A 20,342-nucleotide genomic window follows, 5' to 3' on the forward strand; every position below is an offset into this window, starting at 1 on the left:
AGCCGATTGCCCGCAGTCGCCGAAGAGGAGTGGGACGAGATGGGTGCATGTACGCCAACTGGGCGATGTACTCACCACAGCTGAAGGCGGACGGCCACTGCGTCTTCGGCCTGAACTACGGTGGCCCAAACACCGGACGGTTCCATCAGACCGGGGATATGCGCGTGTCCGCGCAACAGGTCGGTGACTAAGTCGAGGAAGTTCTCACCGCCACTGGCGCAGACAGGGTCGACATCGTCGGGCACTCCCAGGGCGGGCTCGTGCCGTTGTATTACATCAGCCGGTGGGGTGGAGAGTCGAAGGTCGGCACGATGGTCGGTGTCGCCGCCGCAACCAACGGCATCAGTGCGTACGGGATGCTCAATCTCCTCGCCGGACACCCTCAGGCCAAAGATCTCGTCGGACGCGCAATTCCCGTGGTCGACGACGGCACCGCAGGTTCGGCGTTCGTCGCAGAAACCGGCGTCGACGGAATGACCCGGCCGGAAGTCGAATACGCCACTGTCAGTTCCCGGTCCGATCCTGTCGTGCAACTGAGCGAGTCTCAGCCACCACCCGGACCGAACGTCTCCAACGTCGTGGTCCAAGATTTCTGCGCCGAAAATCTGACCAATCACGGGACCATGGTCAATGACGACATCACTCTCCGTATCATCCGGAACCTCCTGGATCCGGCGACGGCCGTCGCGCCCAGCTGTCATGCCGTTGCGCCACTGCCCTGAACGTCGCTTCTTCCCTGAGGGGATCCCATGGTTCGGATCACCTCGACGTTGATGCCGGTGAGCTGCGACTGGTTGCTGAGGGGGTCGTAGCCGTCCGTGCCGGTGGGCGCGAGCCGGTTGACGTTCACACCGGGGTTGCGCCTCGCCACGTCCAGCCCTCGCGCCGTGCTCTGCCCCCAGCCGTGCGTCATCGCCACCACGCCCGGTCGGAGGGTGTCGTCGCAGACCAGAACCGCCCCGATTTCGCCGTGGCGGTTGCGCACAGTGACGTCGTCGCCCTCTACGAGGCCGCGGCGCCGCGCGTCGTCCGGGCTCATCCACAACGGATTGCTCTGATGGACACCCTGTTTGAACACCGGAAGGTTGTGCAGCCAGCTGTTGACCATGTAGTGGGTGCGCCGGGTGATCAGCTTGAGTTGATCGGCGGGTTCCGCGGCCAGCTCCTCGAGAATGCGTTCGGCGGTGTCGTACGAGCGCTGAAACAGTGCGGGGCAGCAGTCGATCAGTCCGTCGTCGTGCTGGACCGCGATGCTGAACACGTGCGCGGGATCGGCCTCCGGCAGCACCGCGGTCTGGCAGGGCATCGTCGCGAGAAGGTCGATACTCAGACCCGAGTCCCGCATCATCGCGTCGACCGCGGCGAACGGATTCGGGTCCGGGTCGTCCAGCAGGGTCGGGACGCCCATCTCCTGCTGGATGCGGGACAGAATCCACCAGTCGTCGCGGCGCTCCCCCTTCGCCGGCACGACCGCGGGCGTGTACTGCACATAGGGCTCCATCGCGACGCCCATCGTGTTGAGGAAGTTGACGTCCTCCCGTTCCAGCCAATCCGTCGCGGGCAGAACATAGTCCGCCATCTCGCCGGTGACCGTGCGATACAGATCGACGGTCACGATCAGATCCAACTGCTCGAACGCCCGGCGCAGGCGGCCGTCCCCGCCGACCGACAGCAGCGGGTTGCCCGACACCACGATCAGTGCGCGGATCGGGTCGTCGGGGTTCCCGATGAACTCCGGGAGGAGCGCGGCCGGCAGGTCGCCGCTGACGGTGCGCATCTCACCGAAGGGACCGTCGTAAAAGGGGTCCTCCCGCTTGCGCTTCGAGCCCTGTACGACATCGGCGACACCGCGGGAGTAGATGTTGCCGCCGCGTCTGCCGAGGTTGCCGGAAAACAGGCTCACCATGGTGAGCATCCAATAGGCCAGGGTGCCCTGCCGGCCCTGGTTCACGCCGGTCGCCATGTAGATGCTCGCGCTCGGCGCCGCGCAGAAGTCGGCGGCGACCTGCCGGACCGTGTCGGCGTCGATACCGGTGACCGCGGCGATCCGGTCGACGGGATACTGCCGGACGAAGTCGAGCAGTTCGTCGACGCGTCGCGCGTGACGTTCCACGACGTCCCGGTCGTACCCGATCCGGAACACGATCTCGTGCAGAACTCCGGCGAGGAAGTAGAAGTCCGTGTCCGGCTTGATCAGCAGCACCTCACCGGTCTCCGGCGACGACGACTCGATGCGGCGCGGATTGACGAACAGCACGGTTCCACCGCGCTTCTTCACGGCGCGGATCTTGGTCATCGGATCCGAAATGTGGATCAGCGTCATGTGCGAGACCTGTGGGTTGCTGCCGAGACACAGGAAGTAGTCCGTGTGCAGCAGGTCGGGAATCGGATGCGCCATCGACGCGCCGTAGATCGCCTCACTCGCCGCATATTTGGCCGACGTGTCCTGCGTTCCCGCACTGAAGCGCATCCGGGTGTCGAAGCCGCGGGCGAGCGTGGCGGCGTTCGCGTAATAGGCGCCGTTGAACGCCGACGGGTTGCCCTGATAGACGGCGAGGGCGTTGCGGCCGTACTTCTGCCGTATTTCCCGGAGCCTGTCGGCGATCTCGCGCGCCGCGACATCCCAGTCGACGGGTTCGAAGTCGCCGCGTTCTTCGCTCCGCGGATTGGTCCTCTTCAGCGGCCGGTCGAGCCGGTCCGGATCGGAGTGGACTTGCAGGTAGTGCACGCCCTTGTGGCAGGAGAACCCTTGGTGTACAGGATGATCCCGGTCCGGCTGCAACCGGACCACCTCGCCGTCCCGGACGTCGGCGAGCAGGCCGCATCCCGGCTCGCAGATGCGGCAGAACGTGTGCACCTGGGTCGTGTCCTTCGGGGTCATCGGACGGCCGCGCCCGCGACGACAGCCGCCTCCCCGGCGTCGACGATCTTGATGCGGGGCCTGCCCGCCTCCCGCCCTCGCTCGCGCTCGAAGCGGTCGATCGCGCGCCAGTCAGCACCGCCGAGCGCGTCGGGTCGGCGTTCGCGCACCAGCGCCGCCAGGTCCGCGGAACCCGCAGTCGGTGCGGCGAGCAGACCCGCACGGTGATCGTCGAGCAGGGCCTCGACGGTCTCCGCCGCGCAGTAGCGATTGGTGCCGATCACCCCGGTCGCGCCGCGCTTGATCCAGCCCGCCACGTAATGGCCGGCCACGGCCTGCCCCGTGTCCGGCAGGGTGACCCGGCCCGACACGTTGGCGACGGTTCCGGCGGCCTCGTCGAACGGGAGGCCAGCGATGGGCAGCCCGCGGTAGCCGACCGCCCGGAGGACCAGCCCGCACTCGATCCGGTCCGCGGTGCCTGTGTCGGTGCCGGTCACGATCAGTCCGGCGGTACGCTCGTCACCCGTCACCTCCTGCGGGGTGGTGCCGAAGCGAAGCACGATGCGCTTGTTCCCCGGCGTCGGCTCCCGCCGGGAGTAGTCGGCCAGGATCCGCAGCTTGGTCGGCGCGTCCGGACCTGTCGGAACCGGGCCGTCGACGAGGACGTCGATCCCGGGCAGCGAGCCGAGCGCGAGCAGTTCCGGGGTGGTGCAGGCCGCGTGCTCGGGTCCCCGTCGGCCGAGCACCACCACCTCCTCGATCCGGCTGTCGGACAGTGCGGTCAGGGCGTGATCGGCGATATCGGTGCGGCGCAGGGTCTCCACGTCGGAGACGAGGATACGGGCGACGTCGAGCGCGACGTTCCCGTTGCCGACCACGACGGCGCGGGACGCGGTGAGGTCGAAGACGCGATCGGCGTGATCGGGGTGACCGTTATACCAGGCGACGAACTCCCTGGCGGCGTGGCTGCCCGGTAGGTCCTCGCCGGGAATGCCGAGGCGCCGGTCACCCGCTGCGCCGGACGCGTGGATCACCGCGTGGTGGTGGGCCAGCACCTCGTCGATCGTCACATCCTTCCCGACCTCGACGCCGAGATGGAACGTGAAGCCGTCACGACGCGCGGTGCGGTCGAAGACCCGGTCCACCGTCTTCGTGTGCCAGTGGTCGGGCGCGACGCCGAACCGCACGAGTCCGCCGGCCACGGGCAGTCGTTCGAACATGGTGACCTCGGCGGCGATGTCGCGCCGGGCCAGCAGCTCCTCGGCGGCGTAGAACGCGGACGGTCCGGATCCGACGATCGCCACTCGCATCACCGGGGGGTCGGCGACGTCGGCGGTCGCGAGGGCGAGCGGAAGCGGCTGCACATGCGCGCCTGGCGCAATGCTGCGTGGATTGCGCTGGAAGTACTCGGCATTGATTTCCCGGTACCGGTCGATGTCGGGGGCGGGTGCGTCGCCGGGGACGATCGCGTCCACGGGGCACACGTCGGCGCAGGCGCCGCAGTCGATGCAGGCGCCCGGGTCGATGTACAGCATCTCGGTGCGCTGGTACTCCCGCTCCGCGGGGGTCGGGTGGATGCAGTCGACCGGGCAGACCGCAACACAGGTCGCGTCGTTACAGCAGTTCTGGGTGACCACGTACGCCATCAGGGATGCTCCTCGCTCGTGCGCGTCACCGTGACCGGGACGCCGTTGAAGATCGGGGACGCCGTCAGCGCCTCGAGGTCAGTGGTGTCGTCCACCAGGGCGTTGTAGTTGCTCCCCGGGACCGAGGCCGACCGGGACGTCCGCAGGCCCGGCCCGTCGTGGCCCCACCCGTGAGGCATGCTCACCACACCGGGGCGCAGCGTGTCGTCGATCCGCAGTTCGGCCGTCACGGTGGTGACCTTGGACGTGACCGCGACCCGGTCGCCGTTCACCAGACCCTGCTCGGCCGCGTCGGGTGGGCTGATCAACAGCGCGCACTGGCCGCCGTCCGTCTGCGGCAGCGCGTTGTGCAGCCAAGAGTTCATGCCGCGACGCTGACGCCGGTTGATCAGCAGCAGATCCGGTGCTGCCCTCGTGACGCTCGCTCGCAGCCGCGGCAGATCGGAGACGATCATGTCCGGCATCAGGTCGATCCGCCCATCCGGTGTGCGCAGCACCTCCGGGACACGCGGCGCCAGCGGCCCGTAGTCGATGCCGTCCGGGTTGTCCTCCAGCAGTGCGAGAGTCAGCCCGTCCGGGTCGAGCCCGAACCGGTCGCCGTAGGGTCCGCTGCGCAAACGCAGGTCCAGCAAGCGCTGCGGGCCTCGACGGCCGGCCACGGCGTCCATAGCCCGTCCCGATTCGCAGCCGACGAGTTTCGCGGCGCGGCGGGCCGCGACGGCGGCCACCTCGTCGTCCATCTCGCCGACCGGACGGTCCGGCGTTCCCTTCGCGATCGCGGCCAGCCGCAGCAGGATCTGCCACTCCGCCATCTCGCCGTCGGCGAGGTCCAGCAGGGGTGGGGTGTAGCGGGCGACGTTCCGAATCTGGAAGTGCGCGAGCGTGACGTCGTGGTGGCCTCGGGTCGTCACCGGTGGTGGGGGCAGAATCACGTCGGCGTGGCGGGTGGTCTCGTTGAGATAGCAGTCCACCGACACCATGAACTCGAGCGCACCGAGCGCGTCCTCGATCGCGCCGCTGTTGGGCAGGGACCGGGCCGGGTTCCCGGCGAGGGTGATCAGCGCCCGAGTGCGGCCCGGCCCGGGCGTGAGGATCTCCTCGGCGAAACATACCGCGGGCAGCTCCCCCATCGCCTCCGGCAGGCCGCGTACCCGGGACCGCCACCGGTCGAACATCAACTTCGGCGTCCTGGTCACCGGCCAGGTGTTCTGGCCGCCCGCGGGCGGCAATGCGAACATCGCCCCTCCGGGCCGGTCCAGGTTGCCGGTGACGATCGTGAGCACCTCGACGAGCCAGTTCGCGAGAGTGCCGAACTCCTGCATGCAGGTACCGATCCGCGAATGCGCCACCGCCGCAGCTGCTCCCGCGAACCCACGAGCCACTGAGCGGATCACGTCGGCGTCGATCCCGCACGCCGCGGCGACTGCATCGGGCTCGAATTCCGCCACCATCGCGAGGGCGGCGCCGAGGCCATCCACCACGTCCGGCACCCGGTCGGGTCTGGACAGTCCCTCGGACGCGATCACGGACAGCACGCCGAGCAGGAACAAGGCGTCGGTGCCGGGGCGGATCGGCACGTGGAGGTCCGCGACCTCGGCGGTGCGGGTGCGCACCGGGTCCACCACGACGAGGGTGCCGCCCCGCTCGCGCAGCGCCTGCAGCCGGTGGTGCATACCGGGTGCGGTCACGGTACTGCCGTTGGACACCATCGGATTCGAGCCGAGGATCAGCAGGTAGTCGGTGCGGTCGAGGTCGGGCAGACTCATCCCCAGCCCGGTGCCGTACAGCAGCATGTGCGCCAGGTTCTTCGGCCACGTGTCAACGCTGGCCGGCGAATAAACGTTGCTGGTGCCGACGGCGCCGATCAGCTCGCCGAGGTAGAACGTGGCGTCGAGGTGGTGGGCGGCCGGGTTGCCGTGGTAGATCGCGCAGCTGCCCGGATCGCCGGTGACGAATTCCGGTAGCCTGCGCCCGATCTCGTCGAACGCCTCGTCCCACGTGGCCTCGCGGAATCCACCGCCCGCGGTGCGCAGGAGCGGTATCCGGATCCGGTCCGGGTCGCCCTCGATGCGCCCGAGGCCGAGGCCCTTCGCGCAGCTGTGCCCGGCGCTCATCACGTCATCGGGATTCGGCGCGACCCGCACGATGTCGCGGCCTTCGAGTTCGACGAGAAGACCGCAGGTCGATTCGCACAGCGGGCAGATGCGATGTCCGGTTTTCGGTTCGGCGATGGTCATGAGACTTCCTCCTCGGGTGCGACCGGCCCGACCGCGACGGGCACGGCGGTCATGATCGGCATCGCGTTGATCGCCTGCACTCCGGCACCGGTTCCGGTCAGCGCGTTCACGTTCACCCCGGCGTCGTCCCGCGGGTCGACGCTGCCGAAGCAGTGCGTCATCGACACGGTGCCGCGGGCGAGGGTGCGGTCCGCCCGCGCGGTCGCGCGCAGGCGTCCGGCCGCCGAGCGCACGGTCACTACCTGTCCGTCTGTGATCCCGAGTGCGGTCAGGTCGTCCGGGTGCAGACTTGCCGGGTTGGTGCCGCCCGGAACGAGCCCCGGAACGCGGGTGCCGGTGGAGTTCACGGCCTCGCGTATCCGGCGGACCGTGAGGAGTAGCGGAAACTGTTCTGTGACAACTCGGTCGGTCAGCGCCGCGACAAGTTCTGCGCGCACGTCGGCGGGCAACAACCTCAGGCGGTGCCCGGCACCGTCCTCCGTCGCCGGTCCCACCACTGCGCCACTTGCCCCGGCGAGGTGTCCGTGCGGGGCGGTGACCACGTCGGCGAACGGGACGCGTCCCCGTTCGGCCATCATCGCCAGCATCTGCCCGGAGGTCGGCGGCGCGTCGGGATCGAGTATGCGGCCGGCGAACTTCACCGGCTGCCCCGAGGCGGCGGCGAGGTCGAGGAAGAACCGCCAGTCGTCGACGACACCGGGCGGCGCCGGCAGCACAGCGGGGGTGAACTGCGCGAAGGGGCGGGGGAAGAACGGTTCCATTATCGCGGTGTGGTCGGCGCGTTCGTACATCGTGGTCGGCGCGATCACGTAGTGCGCGAGCCGTGCGGTGTCCGACATGCGCGGGTCTATGCACACGAGCAGGTCCAGTGATCGCAATGCGCGCAACGCTTTCGCTCGGTCGGGGAGAGCCGCGGCCGGGTTGCCGCCGGACACGATCAGCGCCCGCACCCGGTCGGGGCCGGGTTCGAGGATTTCGTCGGCGAGGATGCCGGACGGCAGCTCACCGCGCATCGCCCGCACTCCACCGATGCGGCTGCGGAAACCGTGCTCGTAGGCCCGGGCGGGCGGGGCGACCTCCGCGCGGGCGGGCGCGTGCCGGGTCAGGACGGCGCGGTCGTCGGCCCGCTCCCCCTCGCGCAGGTACCGGCCGCACACCACGTTAAGGGCGGCGAGGAGGTGTTCCGCGAGGTTCGAGTGCGGGCCCATGCACAGCCCCGTCCCGCTCGTTGCCATCCCCCGGCTCCCGCCCGCGAATACCTGGGCCGCGGCACGGACCCGGTCGGCGGGGACGCCGCAGATCCGGTGTACGACCGTGGGAGTCACGTCGGCTACGGCGTCGGCGAGTCCCGGGAGGTCGGCGGTGTACCGGCGACAGAAGTCGGTGTCGTGGAGCTGTTCGGTGAGGACGACGTGGAGGAGGCCGGCGAACAGGACGGCGTCCGTTCCCGGCCGGGGCGCCAGGTGCACGTCCGCCAGGGCCGCGGTTTCGGTGTGTCGTGGGTCGACGACGATCAGCCGCAGTCCCCGTTCCCGGGCGGCCCGCAGGGTGACGGACGGGTTCTGCACCACCGCGCCGTCCCCGTCGCCGCCGTTGGCGGACACGACCGGGTTGGTACCGGCCAGCAACCACACGTCGGCGTCCTCGAAGCGTTGCCGGCCGCCGAGGTAGGTTCCCATCCGTTCGGCGACCACCCACTTCGCGGACTGGTCGATGGTCATCGTGGAGAACAGCTTGTGTGAGCCGGTACCCCGGAACCAGGCCCGGGCCATCGGCGGGGTGAGGGCGGCGAAGTTCTGCTGCGTTCCCATGAACAGTGCGACCGCATCCGGTCCGTGGCGGTCCACAATGGTGCGCAGCCGGTCTGCGATGTCGGCGGTCGCCCGCGCCACCGGCACCGGCTCGTGCGTGCCGGCGCCGGTGCGGCGCATCGAGGTGGTCAGCCGGTCCGGGCCGTGGACCAGATCGCCGCCGCGGCGTCCCTTGGGGCAGGTGTACCCACCGGAGATCGGGTGCTGCGCGTCTCCGAGGACCCGTGTGATCCGCCCGTCCTCGACGTCGAGCAGGACTCCGCACGAGGAGGCACACAGCCTGCAGAACGAGGTACGCCGGGACGTGACGGGTGGCATCGGTTCAGTGCGCCTCGGCCGGTGCGGCCGCCGGTTCCGCGACCCCCGCCCCGGTGCGTCCGCGCACACGTTCTCGGACGAACAACCCGCCGAGGGTGAGGACGGCGATGGCGGTGGGCACGATCATGAGCAGGAAGATGGTGCGGGCGTCCATTCCGGCCGCAATCAGGGCGGCGCCGAGAGTAGGCCCGGCAATCGATCCGATGCGCCCGACCCCCATGGCCCAGCCGATCCCGGTCGAGCGTGCCGCCACCGGATAGATCGACGCGGCGATCGCGATGATGCCTGCCGAACTTCCCGACATTCCGAATCCGACGATGCAGATCGTGATGAGCAGCAGGGTGGAGTTCGCCAGGAACATCGCGACGGCGCCGATGAACAGTGCCCCGAGCGTGTATCCGGCCATCACCACCGCGTAGGCGGCGTCCGAGCCCCGGGACCGCGCCCATGCGGTGCCGACCCGGTCGGTGATCCACCCGATGGACAGCGCGCCCGCCATACCGCCGAGGTTGAACAGCGCCGCGGCGAGGATCGCATTGGACGCGCTCTGCCCGGCCTGGCTGAACAGCGACGGCATCCACCCGAACAGGAAGTAGATCACGAGGAAGTTGATGACGAACACCACCCACAGCAGGATCGTGTCCAGTGCCCGGCCACCGGCGAAGAGTTCCCGAATCGGCGACCGGGTGGCCACCACGGCGTCCACGGTGAACGTCACCGAACCGTTGATGCCGGCCTGCGGGGCGATCGCCGAGAGGATCTTCGCGGCGCCGGCGTGATCACCGCGGGCCGCGAGGAACTTGCCCGACTCCGGCAGCCCGGCCCACGCCAGCGCCGCCACGATCAGTGGGAGAACGCCGCCGGCCACGAAGATCGACTGCCACCCGTACGCCGGAATCAGTTGAGCGGCAGCGAGTCCGCCGAGGAATCCCCCGAGGGACATGCCGGCAACGACGATGGTGACCATGGTGGAGCGGCTGCGTGCGGGACTGTACTCGCTGGTCAGTGCGATCAGGTTCGGGGTGACGCCACCGAGCCCGATGCCGGCGAGGATGCGCAGCACGATCAGCACACCCATCGACGGCGCGAAGGCAGACGCGAGCGTGAATGCCGAGAACAACACGGTGCACAGCAGGATCACCCGGCGCCGGCCCCACCGGTCGGCGATCGGACCGAACAGCAGGCTGCCCACGACCATCGCGCCGCTGCTGAGCGCCAGCAGCAGTCCGAACGAGGCCTTGGACAGGCCCCAGTCCTCGGACAGTGCGGGAATCGCGAATCCGATCAGCTGGGCGTCCATGCCGTCGAGGATCGCGAGCGCCAGGCACAGTGCGATGGCACGCTTCTGGAGGGCCGACACCGGTGCGGTGTCGATGAGTTGGGAGATGTCGACTTCACGAATGGGGGCCACGACGTGTATTCCTCTCGGATGGGGGAACCGCGGGGGATGAAGCCTCGAGCTGGATGGGCAAGCCGACGGCGTGCCTCGGAGACATGCTTCAGACCGGTGTGACGGTGCCGTCGACCGCGAGTGCGTCGGCGGGAACCTCGGGGAAACGTTGACGCAGCGACGGTTTGGCGAGCTTGCCGGAGAACGTGCGCGGCAGCGGCTCGCCGAGGGCGACGGCGTGCTTGGGACGCTTGAACTTCGCCAGGTTCTCGCCGGCGACCTCGGCGATGTCGGCGACGATGTCGGCGGCGGGACGCTCGCTGTGGAACACCACCATCGGCACCTCGCCCCACCGGTCGTCCTTGACGCCGATGACGGCGAGATCGACCAGCCCGTCGATGCCGTGCAGCGCCTTCTCGATCTCGGCGGGGTAGACGTTGAGGCCGCCGGAGATCAGCATGTCCTTGCTGCGATCGACGATCTTGAGGAATCCGCCGTCGTCCTGCATGCCGAGGTCGCCGGTGCGCAGCCACCCGTCGCCGACGGTCGCCGCGGTGGCCTCGGGCTTGTTCCAGTACTCCCGCAGCACGTGCTCGCCCCGGACCAGGATCTCGCCGACCTCTCCGGCCGGGGTGTCGACTCCCGGTTCACCGATCCGGATGTGGGTGCCGACCAGCGGTAGCCCGGCGAAGCCGGGCCGCGACACGGCGTCCTCGTAGGCGAGGGTCGAGACCATGCCCGACGCCTCGGTCAGGCCGTAGCACTGGGTGAGCGGGATGCCGTGTGAACGGTAGAAGTCGAGCAGGTCCAGGCTGACCGGCGCGCCACCCGTGCCGGCGAAGGTGAACTTCGCGAGCTTGCGGGTGCCGAAGTCGGGCAGCATCGTCATCCGTTCCCAGATCACCGGGACGGTCGTGGTTGCCGTGATCTGCTCGCGCTCGAACGTGTCGAGGGCGATCTCCGGGTCGTACTCGCGCAACAGCACCATCGTCGCGCCGGGCACGACGACGAGCTGCATGAAGATCGACAGGACCGAGCCGGTGTACACCAGCGGAGCTGAGCACAGTACCCGGTCCCCCTGCGAGAAGCCGAAGGTGATCGACTGCGAGATGCCGGGAGTCATCGCGTTGCGGTGGGTGATCAGCGCGCCCTTCTGCACGCCGGTGGTACCCGAGGTGTAGCAGATGAAGCCGGGGTCGTCGGCGGCTATGGCGACGACGGGCGCGGTTCCGGGGTCGATCAACCGCTCGTACGGCGGGTGGGCACTGCCCCCGATCGCGTAGGTCTCGAACTCCGCCTGTTCGGTGGCGACCTCGAGCAGCGACGCGAAGCCGTCTTCGACGATCACCACGCGCGGCGCGGAGTCGACCACCATCGGTGCCAGCTCCTTGGCGGTGAGCCGGAAGTTGAGCGGGACGCTGATCGCGCCGAGCTTGAGGGTCGCCAGGATGACGTGCGCGAGTTCGGGGCGATTGAGCATCATCACGGCAACCCGGTCGCCCTTGCGGACGCCGCGGGCAGCGAGCCCGCGGGCGAGTGCGTCGGTGATCGCGTCGACCTCGGCCCAGGTCTGCGATGTGTCCCCGAACACGATCGCCTGCTGCTGCGAACGCGTCTTACCCCAGAACCGGGTCAGGTCCGCGAGATTCATCTGTGCTCCTCGTGCTCGTCAGCCGGGTGTGACCACCCTCACTTCATGTGCGGTAAACCTAACAGTTATAGGCGAATGGCGCAATGCTCGATCCGGAAATTTCGGGCACCCCCCAGAACCGGACTGTCGCACGAAAACGACACCCACACAATATATTTCGTGTGGGTGTCGTTCTCCTGTGGGATGCGCCCGGTCAGCCGGCGGGCGGCGCCTCGTGTCGGGGCGTTCTCGGGTCGATCGCCGCGGTGATCCGCGCATCCTCGTACCCGGCCACCGACCGCAGCACCTCCGCGGTGTCGGCACCGACAACCGGTGGCAGGGCGGGTGCGAACTTCTCCCCGGCGACCCGCACCGGGCTGACCACGAATTCGAGTTCACCGACCCCCGGGTAGTCGACCCGGTAGGTGTTCTCCCGCGCCTGGAAATGCGGGTCCGCGAGCATGTCGGCCACGCTGTTGACCGGACCTCCGGCGATGCCGTGGTCGAGGAACAGCTGCACCCACTCGGCGCGGGTGCGCTGCGCGAAGATCTCCGTCAGCGCACGCCACACGAGGTCCGCGCGGGCGGCGGCGCCTGCGTCGGTGCTGGTGAGGTCGACGCCGATCAGGTCCTGACGCCCAACTGCGACCAGGAAGTTGTGCCAGAACTTCTCCACGTGCGACCCGAACAGGATCGCCTCACCGTCGCTGGTGCGGTAGGCCTCGAGTCGCGGCCAGTCGGGCAGCCGGCCGTCCGGCAGCCAGGACGGACGCGGCACCGAGCGGTCCCTGTTCAGCTCCGCATCCACCAGGTCGGGCATCCACGCGGCGGCGACGTCGATGCCCGACACCTCGACGTGGCAGCCGACACCGGTGGCTCCGGCCTTGTGCAGTGCGGCGAGCAACCCCATCGCCCCGTACGCGCCGAGGGCGTACATCGCGATCGGTGGCGTGGTGGAGCCGGCCATGCCCTCGGCCGGCGGCTCTGCGGGAGTGTTCACCTCGCGCAGCCCGGCGTAGGCATCGAACACCGGACCGCCGGTACCCAGAGCCCGGTACGGGCCGTCGGTGCCCATACCCGACACGGTGCACAGCACGATTTTCGGATTCACCTGGCGCAGTTGCTCGTAGCCGACTCCGAGCCAGTCCAGGTAGCCGCCGCGCATACCTTCGACGACGGCGTCACACGAGCGGGCGAGGTCGAGGAAGGCGTGCTTGCCCTCGGGACTGCGCAGGTCGAGCGCGACGGACTTCTTGCCGCGATTCCATCGCAGGTGCATGAACGCCGGTCCGTCAGGATCGCCGATCGCCCGGTTGCCACCGACGCGGACCGGGTCGCCGAGCGGCCCCGACTCCACCTTGATCACCTCGGCACCGAGGTCCGCGAGGTGCCCACCCAGCGACGCCGGGGCGAGCTGGGCGACCTCGAGGACCCGCAAACCATCCAACAGCGAGTACCCACTCATGAATTCTCCTCCGCTCCCCAACCCACGGCCAGCGAGACATTCTGTGTTTGTTCGGGTTTCAGTTCGATCCAGAGTCCCTCGACATCGGCCACGAGGACGTCTCCGTGATACATGGCACCGCGCATGAACCGCTTGCGACCGTCCTGGCCGGCGAACTCTGCCTCCACACGCAATTCGACGTCGAGTGGCGCGGGCGCCCGATAGTTGACGTGCAGGTACGCCGTGCGTGCCCACGGTCTGCCGCAGCTGTTGGCGAGGCGCGCGAGGATCTCGTCGAAGATCAACGGTGTCACGCCACCGTTCATCGCGTATCGGCCGGAATGAAATCTGCCGACGACGACGTGCCCGCGCGCCCGGTTTTCGGTCACCTCGTCGAGATGGAGGGCCGGTGTGAGGGTCTGCCCGCGCCCCGCAAGGTCCCAGCGGCGCCCGGAGATCTGCTCGTCCTCGCCGACCTCGAACGCTGCCAGTCGGGCCGCGAGGTCACGGAGCGTTCGCGCTGCCCGGCCCGCCGCCTCCGGGGTGGGCCGGCTGCGGGTGACGGCCTCCTGCACCGCGCGCAGGGCGTCGGTCAGTTCCGCGAACTCGTCGTCATGGTCGGTAGTCGGTTCGAACGGGTCGTCCCAGCTGGGACTCCAGATATCGTCGGTGGTCGAGACAGTGGTGGCGTCCATCCGGATCTCACTTTCTGTGGAGGAGAGTGACGAACGGCGAATCACTGTGCGCGACTTCCGAAGTATGAGCGAAATATCTCCTCGACCGGGCGGGGTCGAAGGGTCGTGCGCGACACGACGTTTTCCCGGTCGTATCGGCTCCGCAGGCCCTGCCCCGGTCCGTCGAGCAGCAGCGCCTTGATCTCGCGCATCGATTCGGGAGGCTGAGCGGCGATCTGTTCGGCCGCCTCGAGCGCGGCGCCGAGAACGTCGCCGTCGGCCGCGTACCGGGAGACGAGCCCCATCCGGAAGGCCTCCTCGCCGGACACTGCTCGTGAGGTCAGCAGTAGATCGCGGGTCGGCCCGGCGCCGATCAGCTGGTCGAGGACCCATGTCAGGTTGGCTCCGCCGTACTTCGCCGCGGTGACGGTGATGCGGGTGCCGGGGCCGCCCACCCGCAGGTCCGAACACACCGCGAGCAGGGTTCCCGCGCCGTGGGCGATCCCGTGGACTGCGGCAACCGTCGGTTTGGGGAACGTGAAGTACCGCCACAGCAGCTCTTCTCGTTCGAGCATGCTCAGGACTCCGGCATCCGGGGTCATCGCGCGAAGTTCCTTCAGGTCGTATCCGGCGGAGAACGCCGCTGCGCCCTCTCCCGCCAGTACCACCACCCGAACGTCCGGGTCGTGTGCCGCCTCTGCGAGCGCGGCGTCGAGTTCACGTTGCAGACCGAGCGAGATCGCGTTGTGCACGTCCGGGCGAGCTAGGTCGAGTTGCAACACCCCGGGAGCCGGGGACGATCGATGCAGGTCGTCCGACGTCACTTCGCACCGCCGACCGCGGCCTCCTCACGCGCGACCTCCTCGGCATCCCGGGTGATCATCTTGTGGAAGACCTGACCGGGGAGTTCGTTCCGTCCGTAGATCAGCTCGTCGACCTGCCCGTGCGCCGCGTTGGCGGTGATCGTCTTCGTGACGAACCAGTCCTCGGCGTGCAGGGTCTCCATGAGGAGTTCCCAGTTCTTGTCGAGAATCCGCTTCTCGCGCGGGGTCTCCGGCTCCTTTGGGGAGAGCAGACGGATGGTGCAGTACGAGACGTTGGGATCTTCGGTGTCGGGAACGATCGTCCAGATCTCGAAGTGATTGGGCTCCGTAACGAGCATGGTGCCCGGATAGATCGTGTAGTTCGCGAGGGAGTAGTCGCGGACGTCGAACGAGTCGGGATCGGCGCCGCGAACCTCGGTGATCGACTTGCGCGCGACGACGATTCGCCATGAGCGGTCCACCAGGTCGTATGCCGTGATGTTCCCCTCCAGGTAGTTGCACACTGTCTTGGTGTGCAACTGGCACAGGTGGTACGAGTCCTGCACGCCGTCGACGGCGATCTTCCAGTTCATGTCGAGTCTCCAGGTCTCCTTGCGCACCTGGAACGACTCCGCCATTCCGGTCGCCGTCACCTCCGCGTCGTGCTTGGCGCCGAGGATCGCGGCGATGTCGAGATCAGCCCCGACCGTCGGAACCACCCAGACCAGGCCGTGCCGTACCTCGCAGGGAAATTCCACGAGCCCGTACTGTGCGCGGTCCATGCCGTCGAAGCCTTCCGAGTGCGGCATCCCCCGCAGATCGCCGCCGCGGCCGTACGCCCAGTTGTGATACGGGCAGCTGAAGATGCGCTTGCAACCCGATTCCTCGAACTCCACCTTTGCACCCCGGTGCCTGCAGACGTTGGAGAAGGCCTTGACGCTGCCGTCCGTCTGCCGCACCACCAGCAGCGGTGTGCCGATCAGCTCGGTCGTGACGAAGTCGCCGGCCTTCTTCAGCTCGTCGACGTGCGCGACGATGTGCGGCAGTCGCCGGACCACCTTGCGTTCGCGTTCGGCGAGTTCGGGGTCGTTGAACGCCGAGAACGGCACTCGAAGCAGGTCATCCGCGTAGTCGGTGCTGTTGTTGTCGACATGTGCGATCAGTCGCTCGGTGAGGGTGATCTTGTCTTCGCGCTCCATACACCGAGAGTGGCACATGAGACATTGCTTGTCTAGCGTCTCACTCAAATTGATGACGGTACTGTCTACTGGTGGCTGCAAGGACTGGAAACGACCCCGCGACCGACGTCCGCTCGACGATCCTCACCGCAGCGGAGACGTGTTTCGAACGCTTCGGAATCACGAAGACGACCATGGAAGACGTCGCTCGCGCGGCGGATATGTCCCGCGCGACCGTCTACAGATACTTCTCGGACCGCGAGAGTCTGATCATCGAGTCGGTCGCGCGGCGCGCGCGCAAGAACATGAAGCCGGCCCGGGCCTTCATCGCGAAGTGGCCCACCATCGAGGAGCGCCTCGTCGAGGGCATCTGCAACAACGTCGAGAGCGGTCTCCGGGACCCTATGGTTCACCTGCTCGTTTCGCCGTCGGAGATGACACTGGCGAACTCGCTGCTGACCACGTCGGGCAAGGCCGTCGAACTCACGAGCGAACTCTGGGAGCCGATTCTGCGCGACGCCCAGGAGGCCGGCGACATCCGCGCCGACGTCGATCTGGCACTGCTCTGCGAGTGGATCTCCGAACTCGAGATCATGTGCATCAGCCAACTCAACGGCGGCACCGGCTCATTGGAACGGTTCCGCGAGAAGCTACGCGCCTTCCTCGTCCCTTCCCTGCTGCCCGCCGGCAACTGAGACCGCGAGGGACGCCGCGAACGGCGGTCGGAACTACGGCAGGAAGGCAGGCAGGACGAACTGCCTCATCATCTGGCGGTGCGAGGGATCGCTCGGATCCGAATTGTCCAGCCGCGGTGCAAGCATCAGCTGTACAAGGGTGATCCAGGAGCACGCCTCGCCCGTGTCGATATCTGCGCGCATCTCGCCATTGGACTTAGCCTCGTCGAAGATCGGGCCCCACAGTTCGGTGGTCAGACTCGTTGCGAGTGGGATGGTCTCGAGCCACGAATCTCCGCCGACGTGTTCAGGACTGACAAGTATGCGCACGATCGGGTCGTTGATTCCGTCGTAGACCAGGTAGATGAGACCTTCGATCAGCTTGTCCTCGAACGTTGCACACTCCATCAGGAACTTCCGGCCGCGATCGAGGGTCTGGCGCGATCGCCACCTGATCAGCTCGGTGGTGAGCGTTTCACGGTCCTGAAAATAGCGGTAGACGGTCGGGCGTGAAACCCCGGCCTCCTTGGCAATGTCCTCCATCGTGGTCTTCGAGATTCCGAAGCGAAGAATCATAGCCTGAGCAGCCACAAGTATCTGGGACCGTGCGACGTCGGCGTCCTGACTCAGCACCCCGGCAGTTCTTCTTCTTGCCATCCTCGCGCTCCAGACACGATCATTCCGACCAGCCACCCCGACCAGACACGATACAAATGACAATACACGTAAGATGTTGTATTCCGCACCCGCTGACCAGCACCCCTACACCAATGAACGAGGCAGGTGTCCGAGGTCCCACATTCCCACGGGACCATCGGACATCTGCCTCGAATCTCCGCCCCGGACTCAGGACGCGGGTGTAAAGGTGATCGGAAGTCGGATGCATCCGCGCACCTGGGTCGCGTGCAGGATCGGCGGGTCCTCCGGAACGAGACGGTAATCGGGCAGTCGCTTGTGAATCTCCTCCATGGCCAGCTTGAGCTCGATTCGTGCCAGATGCGACCCGATGCAACGGTGGGGCCCGGCGCCGAAGGACAGATGACGATTGGGCGAGCGGTCGACCCTCAGCTCGTCCGGATCTTCGAACTCGGCGCCGTCACGGTTCGCCGAGCAGAGCAGCACGATGAGCTGGTCCCCTTCCCTGATCGTGACTCCGCCGATCTCGACGTCGCGGGTCGCTCGCCGGCCCGCGATCACGGCGGCCTCGATCCTCAGGATCTCCTCGACCGCCGCCGAAACGGTGTCGGGATCGTCCACGATCTCCTGCCTCTGACCCGGATTGTTCGCCAGATGGATGATCGCCCAGGCAAGTGAACCCTGCACAGTATGCAAACCCGCGATGAGCAGAAGGAAGAACATGCGGTACAGCTCCTCGTCGGTGAGGAGCCGTACCCCGTCCCCCATCTCGATCGGGGCGTTGATGATCTGTGCGGTCAGAGTGTCCGAGGTGATCTCACCTGACCGCACTCCGGCCACGATGGCACCGAAGTAGCCGAAGATCTGGTTGGCTGCAGCCTCGCGCGCCGTGGCCGATTCTTCCTCGGTTCCGCCGGGAACACCCTGTAGTGCGACGTCTGTCGTCGTGGTGAACATCTCGGCGTCTTCGAGCGGCCAACCCATCAGTGCCAGGAACACCCGTGTCGGCAACTCGTGCGCGAACTCCGAGATGAACTCGGCTTCGCCGCGTGCCGCGAAATCGTCTATGAGCTCGTTGATGACGTCACGGATCCGGGGCTCGAGTTCCTTCATCCGCTTGGGACTGAACAGCGGTTGCAGCGCCTGCCGGTAGTACGTGTGCTCCGGCGGGTCGAGCTCGATCGGGATGAACTTCCCCTGACCGGCGTTCACGAGGTTGTTGGGGTAGCTGGAGAAGGTCTCCGGGTCACGCAAGACCTGGTGGATTTCCTCGTAGCGCGTCACGATCCAGTGTCCGCCATGCGCCTTCGAGTACACGACGGGGCCGATGGCCCTCAGCGCCGCAGCACGTTCCTGAAACACGTCCTCAGGCATCGCCAGGGTCTGGTCGTAGACGTCGAAGTCCACGATGAGCCTGTCGGGTAGTTGGGTTGTCGTCACTGCTTCTCAACCTTTCCGCGTTGGGGGTTCGACGCTCAGCGCGCGTTCGGGGCACATTTCGACGAGGGCATCCAGTTGGTCTCGTCGTTCCTGCGGAACCGATTCGGCAACGACTACCGGGTAGCCCTGGTCGTCGCTGTCGACAATGTCGGGCGCCGCCCCGTAGCAGAGGCCGTGGCCAGCACACGCGGACCGGTCGACCCTCAATGACGGCGCACGGTTCTGCGCATGAGTTCTCATGGACGGTCGCTCCGCTCAGTCGACAGGAAGCGTCGGATTCGGTGCGTCCTCTTCGAACATCATCGCCACACGTGACAGGGTGCCGCCGTCCGTCGCGGGCAGCGTCAGACCCGAAATGTATGCGGAGTCGTCCGACACGAGGAAGAGTGCAACCTTCGCGTTGTCCACGAGCGACGGTGGACGCTGGAGCTTGAGCGGAATCGGCGAGACACCCGGGTCCCACGGCCCCGCGGTCTCTTCGTAGGACTGACCGATGACCGGGGTGCCGGGACCCATCAGGAAGTTCGGCGACATCCCGTGGGTGGGAGCGAGGGCGTTGACGCGAATCCCGTACCGTCCGAGATCCAGGCTGAGGCCGCGAACCAGGCCGTTGACGCCGGCTTTCGTCGCCGAGTACATCGCGATGCTGTGATGGCGAAGGAAGCCGCAGAGGACGTTGCCAGGATGGTGCCGCCACCATTCGCCCGCATCGCCGGCACCGCCGCCTTACAGGAGTACACGACGCCGCTGAGGTTGACCCCGAGAACGTGCTGCCAATCGGCATCAGTGAGGTCCTGAAACTCCACGTGCTCGCCTCCTGCCACCGACGGCACACCCCCACGGGACACGACGCCGGCGTTGGCCCACATGATGTCGAGCTTGCCGAACTGATCGACGGTCGCCTCGACGCTGCGATACACCGCGGCCTCGTCGCTCACATCGGCGGTAATGGCGATCGCAGTTCCACCCTGTTGCTCAACCAGTTTCGCCGTCTGCTCGGCTCGATCGCCGTCGATGTCGACTACCGCAACCTTCGCACCTTCCGACGCGAACAACTGCGCGCCCTGGCGCCCGAGCCCGGATCCGCCGCCGGTGATGACGGCAACTTTGTCCTGAAGCTTCACTGCACACTCCTCTGTGATGGTTCATCGGATGCCGAAGATTTTGCGGAGCGGGACAGCATCCACATTGTTGGTTTACATGACTTTCCGATCCCCGATGGGGCGCTTTCGCCGGTCGAGACGATCGAGTGCGGGTCGCAATTCCGATACAAATAAACCTTATACCGTTAGCCTATGAGACGTCAATCACTTTCTGAGCCGGTCCGAGCAGCGACGTATCGAGGTCATCGCAGCCAGAACTAGCTGCACGCGAGACGATTTGAATCATCAGGTTGTATCTACCAGCTTCACACGCGCCAGCCCCATTCCCTGTCGAGCCGCCGCTCGTACGCGTCGAGCGCTTGCCATCCGTAAGTAGTCGACGCCGTTGTGGACCGCGCGAACCCGTCCACTCGGTCGGATCCCAGCACCTCCAACGGAGAAAGAAGCTAGCGCAAAGCATTACGCCTTTCTCCCGGTGGAGCTGAGGTAGTCGAGAAC

The 20,342-nt window shown here is 67.2% G+C and carries 15 protein-coding genes and 1 pseudogene; 2 read left to right on the forward strand and 14 right to left on the reverse strand.

The window, feature by feature from the left end; all coding sequences use genetic code 11:
• Nucleotides 1–260: 260 nt before the first annotated feature.
• Nucleotides 261–722 (forward strand): hypothetical protein, encoded by a 462-nt coding sequence (locus RHA1_RS02030; protein WP_011593683.1) that lies wholly within the window; start codon nucleotides 261–263, stop codon nucleotides 720–722.
• Here RHA1_RS02030 and RHA1_RS02035 read toward each other — a convergent pair.
• The 10 genes from RHA1_RS02035 to RHA1_RS02080 all read right to left on the reverse strand — a co-directional run bounded on the left by RHA1_RS02035 (nucleotide 698) and on the right by RHA1_RS02080 (nucleotide 16,012).
• Nucleotides 698–2,881, reverse strand: a complete 2,184-nt coding sequence (locus RHA1_RS02035; RefSeq protein ID WP_011593684.1) for a molybdopterin-containing oxidoreductase family protein — start codon at nucleotides 2,879–2,881, stop codon at nucleotides 698–700. The two genes, RHA1_RS02030 and RHA1_RS02035, sit on opposite strands and share 25 nt — an antisense overlap.
• Nucleotides 2,878–4,506, reverse strand: a complete 1,629-nt coding sequence (locus RHA1_RS02040; RefSeq protein ID WP_011593685.1) for an FAD-dependent oxidoreductase — start codon at nucleotides 4,504–4,506, stop codon at nucleotides 2,878–2,880. Before RHA1_RS02040 ends, RHA1_RS02035 begins: the two co-directional genes overlap by 4 nt.
• Nucleotides 4,506–6,743, reverse strand: coding sequence for a molybdopterin-dependent oxidoreductase (locus tag RHA1_RS02045; protein ID WP_011593686.1), 2,238 nt, complete (start codon nucleotides 6,741–6,743; stop codon nucleotides 4,506–4,508). Before RHA1_RS02045 ends, RHA1_RS02040 begins: the two co-directional genes overlap by 1 nt.
• Nucleotides 6,740–8,872: a molybdopterin-containing oxidoreductase family protein gene (locus RHA1_RS02050; protein ID WP_011593687.1), complete on the reverse strand. Its 2,133-nt coding sequence runs from the start codon at nucleotides 8,870–8,872 to the stop codon at nucleotides 6,740–6,742. The genes RHA1_RS02045 and RHA1_RS02050 overlap by 4 nt, the downstream gene beginning before the upstream one ends.
• A 4-nt stretch (nucleotides 8,873–8,876) precedes the next feature.
• Nucleotides 8,877–10,283: an MFS transporter gene (locus RHA1_RS02055; protein WP_011593688.1), complete on the reverse strand. Its 1,407-nt coding sequence runs from the start codon at nucleotides 10,281–10,283 to the stop codon at nucleotides 8,877–8,879.
• Between the two features lie 88 nt (nucleotides 10,284–10,371).
• A complete protein-coding gene (locus RHA1_RS02060) occupies nucleotides 10,372–11,913 on the reverse strand; it encodes a class I adenylate-forming enzyme family protein (RefSeq protein ID WP_011593689.1) in 1,542 nt (513 codons plus the stop codon).
• 193 nt (nucleotides 11,914–12,106) lie between these two features.
• Nucleotides 12,107–13,357: a CaiB/BaiF CoA transferase family protein gene (locus RHA1_RS02065; RefSeq protein ID WP_011593690.1), complete on the reverse strand. Its 1,251-nt coding sequence runs from the start codon at nucleotides 13,355–13,357 to the stop codon at nucleotides 12,107–12,109.
• Nucleotides 13,354–14,031 (reverse strand): PaaI family thioesterase, encoded by a 678-nt coding sequence (locus RHA1_RS02070; protein WP_020476752.1) that lies wholly within the window; start codon nucleotides 14,029–14,031, stop codon nucleotides 13,354–13,356. Before RHA1_RS02070 ends, RHA1_RS02065 begins: the two co-directional genes overlap by 4 nt.
• Nucleotides 14,032–14,072: 41 nt before the next feature.
• Nucleotides 14,073–14,834 (reverse strand): enoyl-CoA hydratase/isomerase family protein, encoded by a 762-nt coding sequence (locus RHA1_RS02075; protein WP_011593692.1) that lies wholly within the window; start codon nucleotides 14,832–14,834, stop codon nucleotides 14,073–14,075.
• On the reverse strand, nucleotides 14,831–16,012 hold the full coding sequence (locus tag RHA1_RS02080) for an aromatic ring-hydroxylating oxygenase subunit alpha (RefSeq protein ID WP_041810945.1): 1,182 nt from the start codon (nucleotides 16,010–16,012) through the stop codon (nucleotides 14,831–14,833). The genes RHA1_RS02075 and RHA1_RS02080 overlap by 4 nt, the downstream gene beginning before the upstream one ends.
• Before the next feature lie 71 nt (nucleotides 16,013–16,083).
• Here RHA1_RS02080 and RHA1_RS02085 point away from each other — a divergent pair, with 71 nt between their 5' ends.
• The gene (locus RHA1_RS02085; protein WP_011593694.1) at nucleotides 16,084–16,686 is read left to right on the forward strand and encodes a TetR/AcrR family transcriptional regulator; all 603 of its coding nucleotides are present in this window, start codon (nucleotides 16,084–16,086) and stop codon (nucleotides 16,684–16,686) included.
• 33 nt (nucleotides 16,687–16,719) lie between these two features.
• Here RHA1_RS02085 and RHA1_RS02090 read toward each other — a convergent pair whose 3' ends face one another.
• The 4 genes and pseudogenes from RHA1_RS02090 to RHA1_RS44400 all read right to left on the reverse strand — a co-directional run bounded on the left by RHA1_RS02090 (nucleotide 16,720) and on the right by RHA1_RS44400 (nucleotide 19,865).
• On the reverse strand, nucleotides 16,720–17,322 hold the full coding sequence (locus tag RHA1_RS02090) for a TetR/AcrR family transcriptional regulator (protein WP_011593695.1): 603 nt from the start codon (nucleotides 17,320–17,322) through the stop codon (nucleotides 16,720–16,722).
• Between the two features lie 189 nt (nucleotides 17,323–17,511).
• A complete protein-coding gene (locus RHA1_RS02095; protein WP_011593696.1) occupies nucleotides 17,512–18,741 on the reverse strand; it encodes a cytochrome P450 in 1,230 nt (409 codons plus the stop codon).
• A gap of 6 nt (nucleotides 18,742–18,747) precedes the next feature.
• Entirely contained in the window at nucleotides 18,748–18,981 is a 234-nt protein-coding gene (locus tag RHA1_RS45540; RefSeq protein WP_011593697.1) for a ferredoxin, read from the reverse strand.
• A 15-nt stretch (nucleotides 18,982–18,996) separates the two neighbouring features.
• A pseudogene (locus RHA1_RS44400) lies at nucleotides 18,997–19,865 on the reverse strand (SDR family NAD(P)-dependent oxidoreductase).
• Nucleotides 19,866–20,342: the final 477 nt, after the last annotated feature.

This window comes from Rhodococcus jostii RHA1 (assembly GCF_000014565.1).
GTDB lineage: Bacteria > Actinomycetota > Actinomycetes > Mycobacteriales > Mycobacteriaceae > Rhodococcus_F > Rhodococcus_F jostii_A.

Coding starts and splice junctions, on each gene's coding strand:
- RHA1_RS02040 (WP_011593685.1), bottom strand. CDS start 4,506: ATGGCGTACGTGGTCACCCAGAACTGCTGTAACGACGCGACCTGTGTT.
- RHA1_RS02090 (WP_011593695.1), bottom strand. CDS start 17,322: ATGGCAAGAAGAAGAACTGCCGGGGTGCTGAGTCAGGACGCCGACGTC.
- RHA1_RS02050 (WP_011593687.1), bottom strand. CDS start 8,872: ATGCCACCCGTCACGTCCCGGCGTACCTCGTTCTGCAGGCTGTGTGCC.
- RHA1_RS02065 (WP_011593690.1), bottom strand. CDS start 13,357: ATGAGTGGGTACTCGCTGTTGGATGGTTTGCGGGTCCTCGAGGTCGCC.
- RHA1_RS45540 (WP_011593697.1), bottom strand. CDS start 18,981: ATGAGAACTCATGCGCAGAACCGTGCGCCGTCATTGAGGGTCGACCGG.
- RHA1_RS02060 (WP_011593689.1), bottom strand. CDS start 11,913: ATGAATCTCGCGGACCTGACCCGGTTCTGGGGTAAGACGCGTTCGCAG.
- RHA1_RS02035 (WP_011593684.1), bottom strand. CDS start 2,881: ATGACCCCGAAGGACACGACCCAGGTGCACACGTTCTGCCGCATCTGC.
- RHA1_RS02080 (WP_041810945.1), bottom strand. CDS start 16,012: ATGGAGCGCGAAGACAAGATCACCCTCACCGAGCGACTGATCGCACAT.
- RHA1_RS02070 (WP_020476752.1), bottom strand. CDS start 14,031: ATGGACGCCACCACTGTCTCGACCACCGACGATATCTGGAGTCCCAGC.
- RHA1_RS02045 (WP_011593686.1), bottom strand. CDS start 6,743: ATGACCATCGCCGAACCGAAAACCGGACATCGCATCTGCCCGCTGTGC.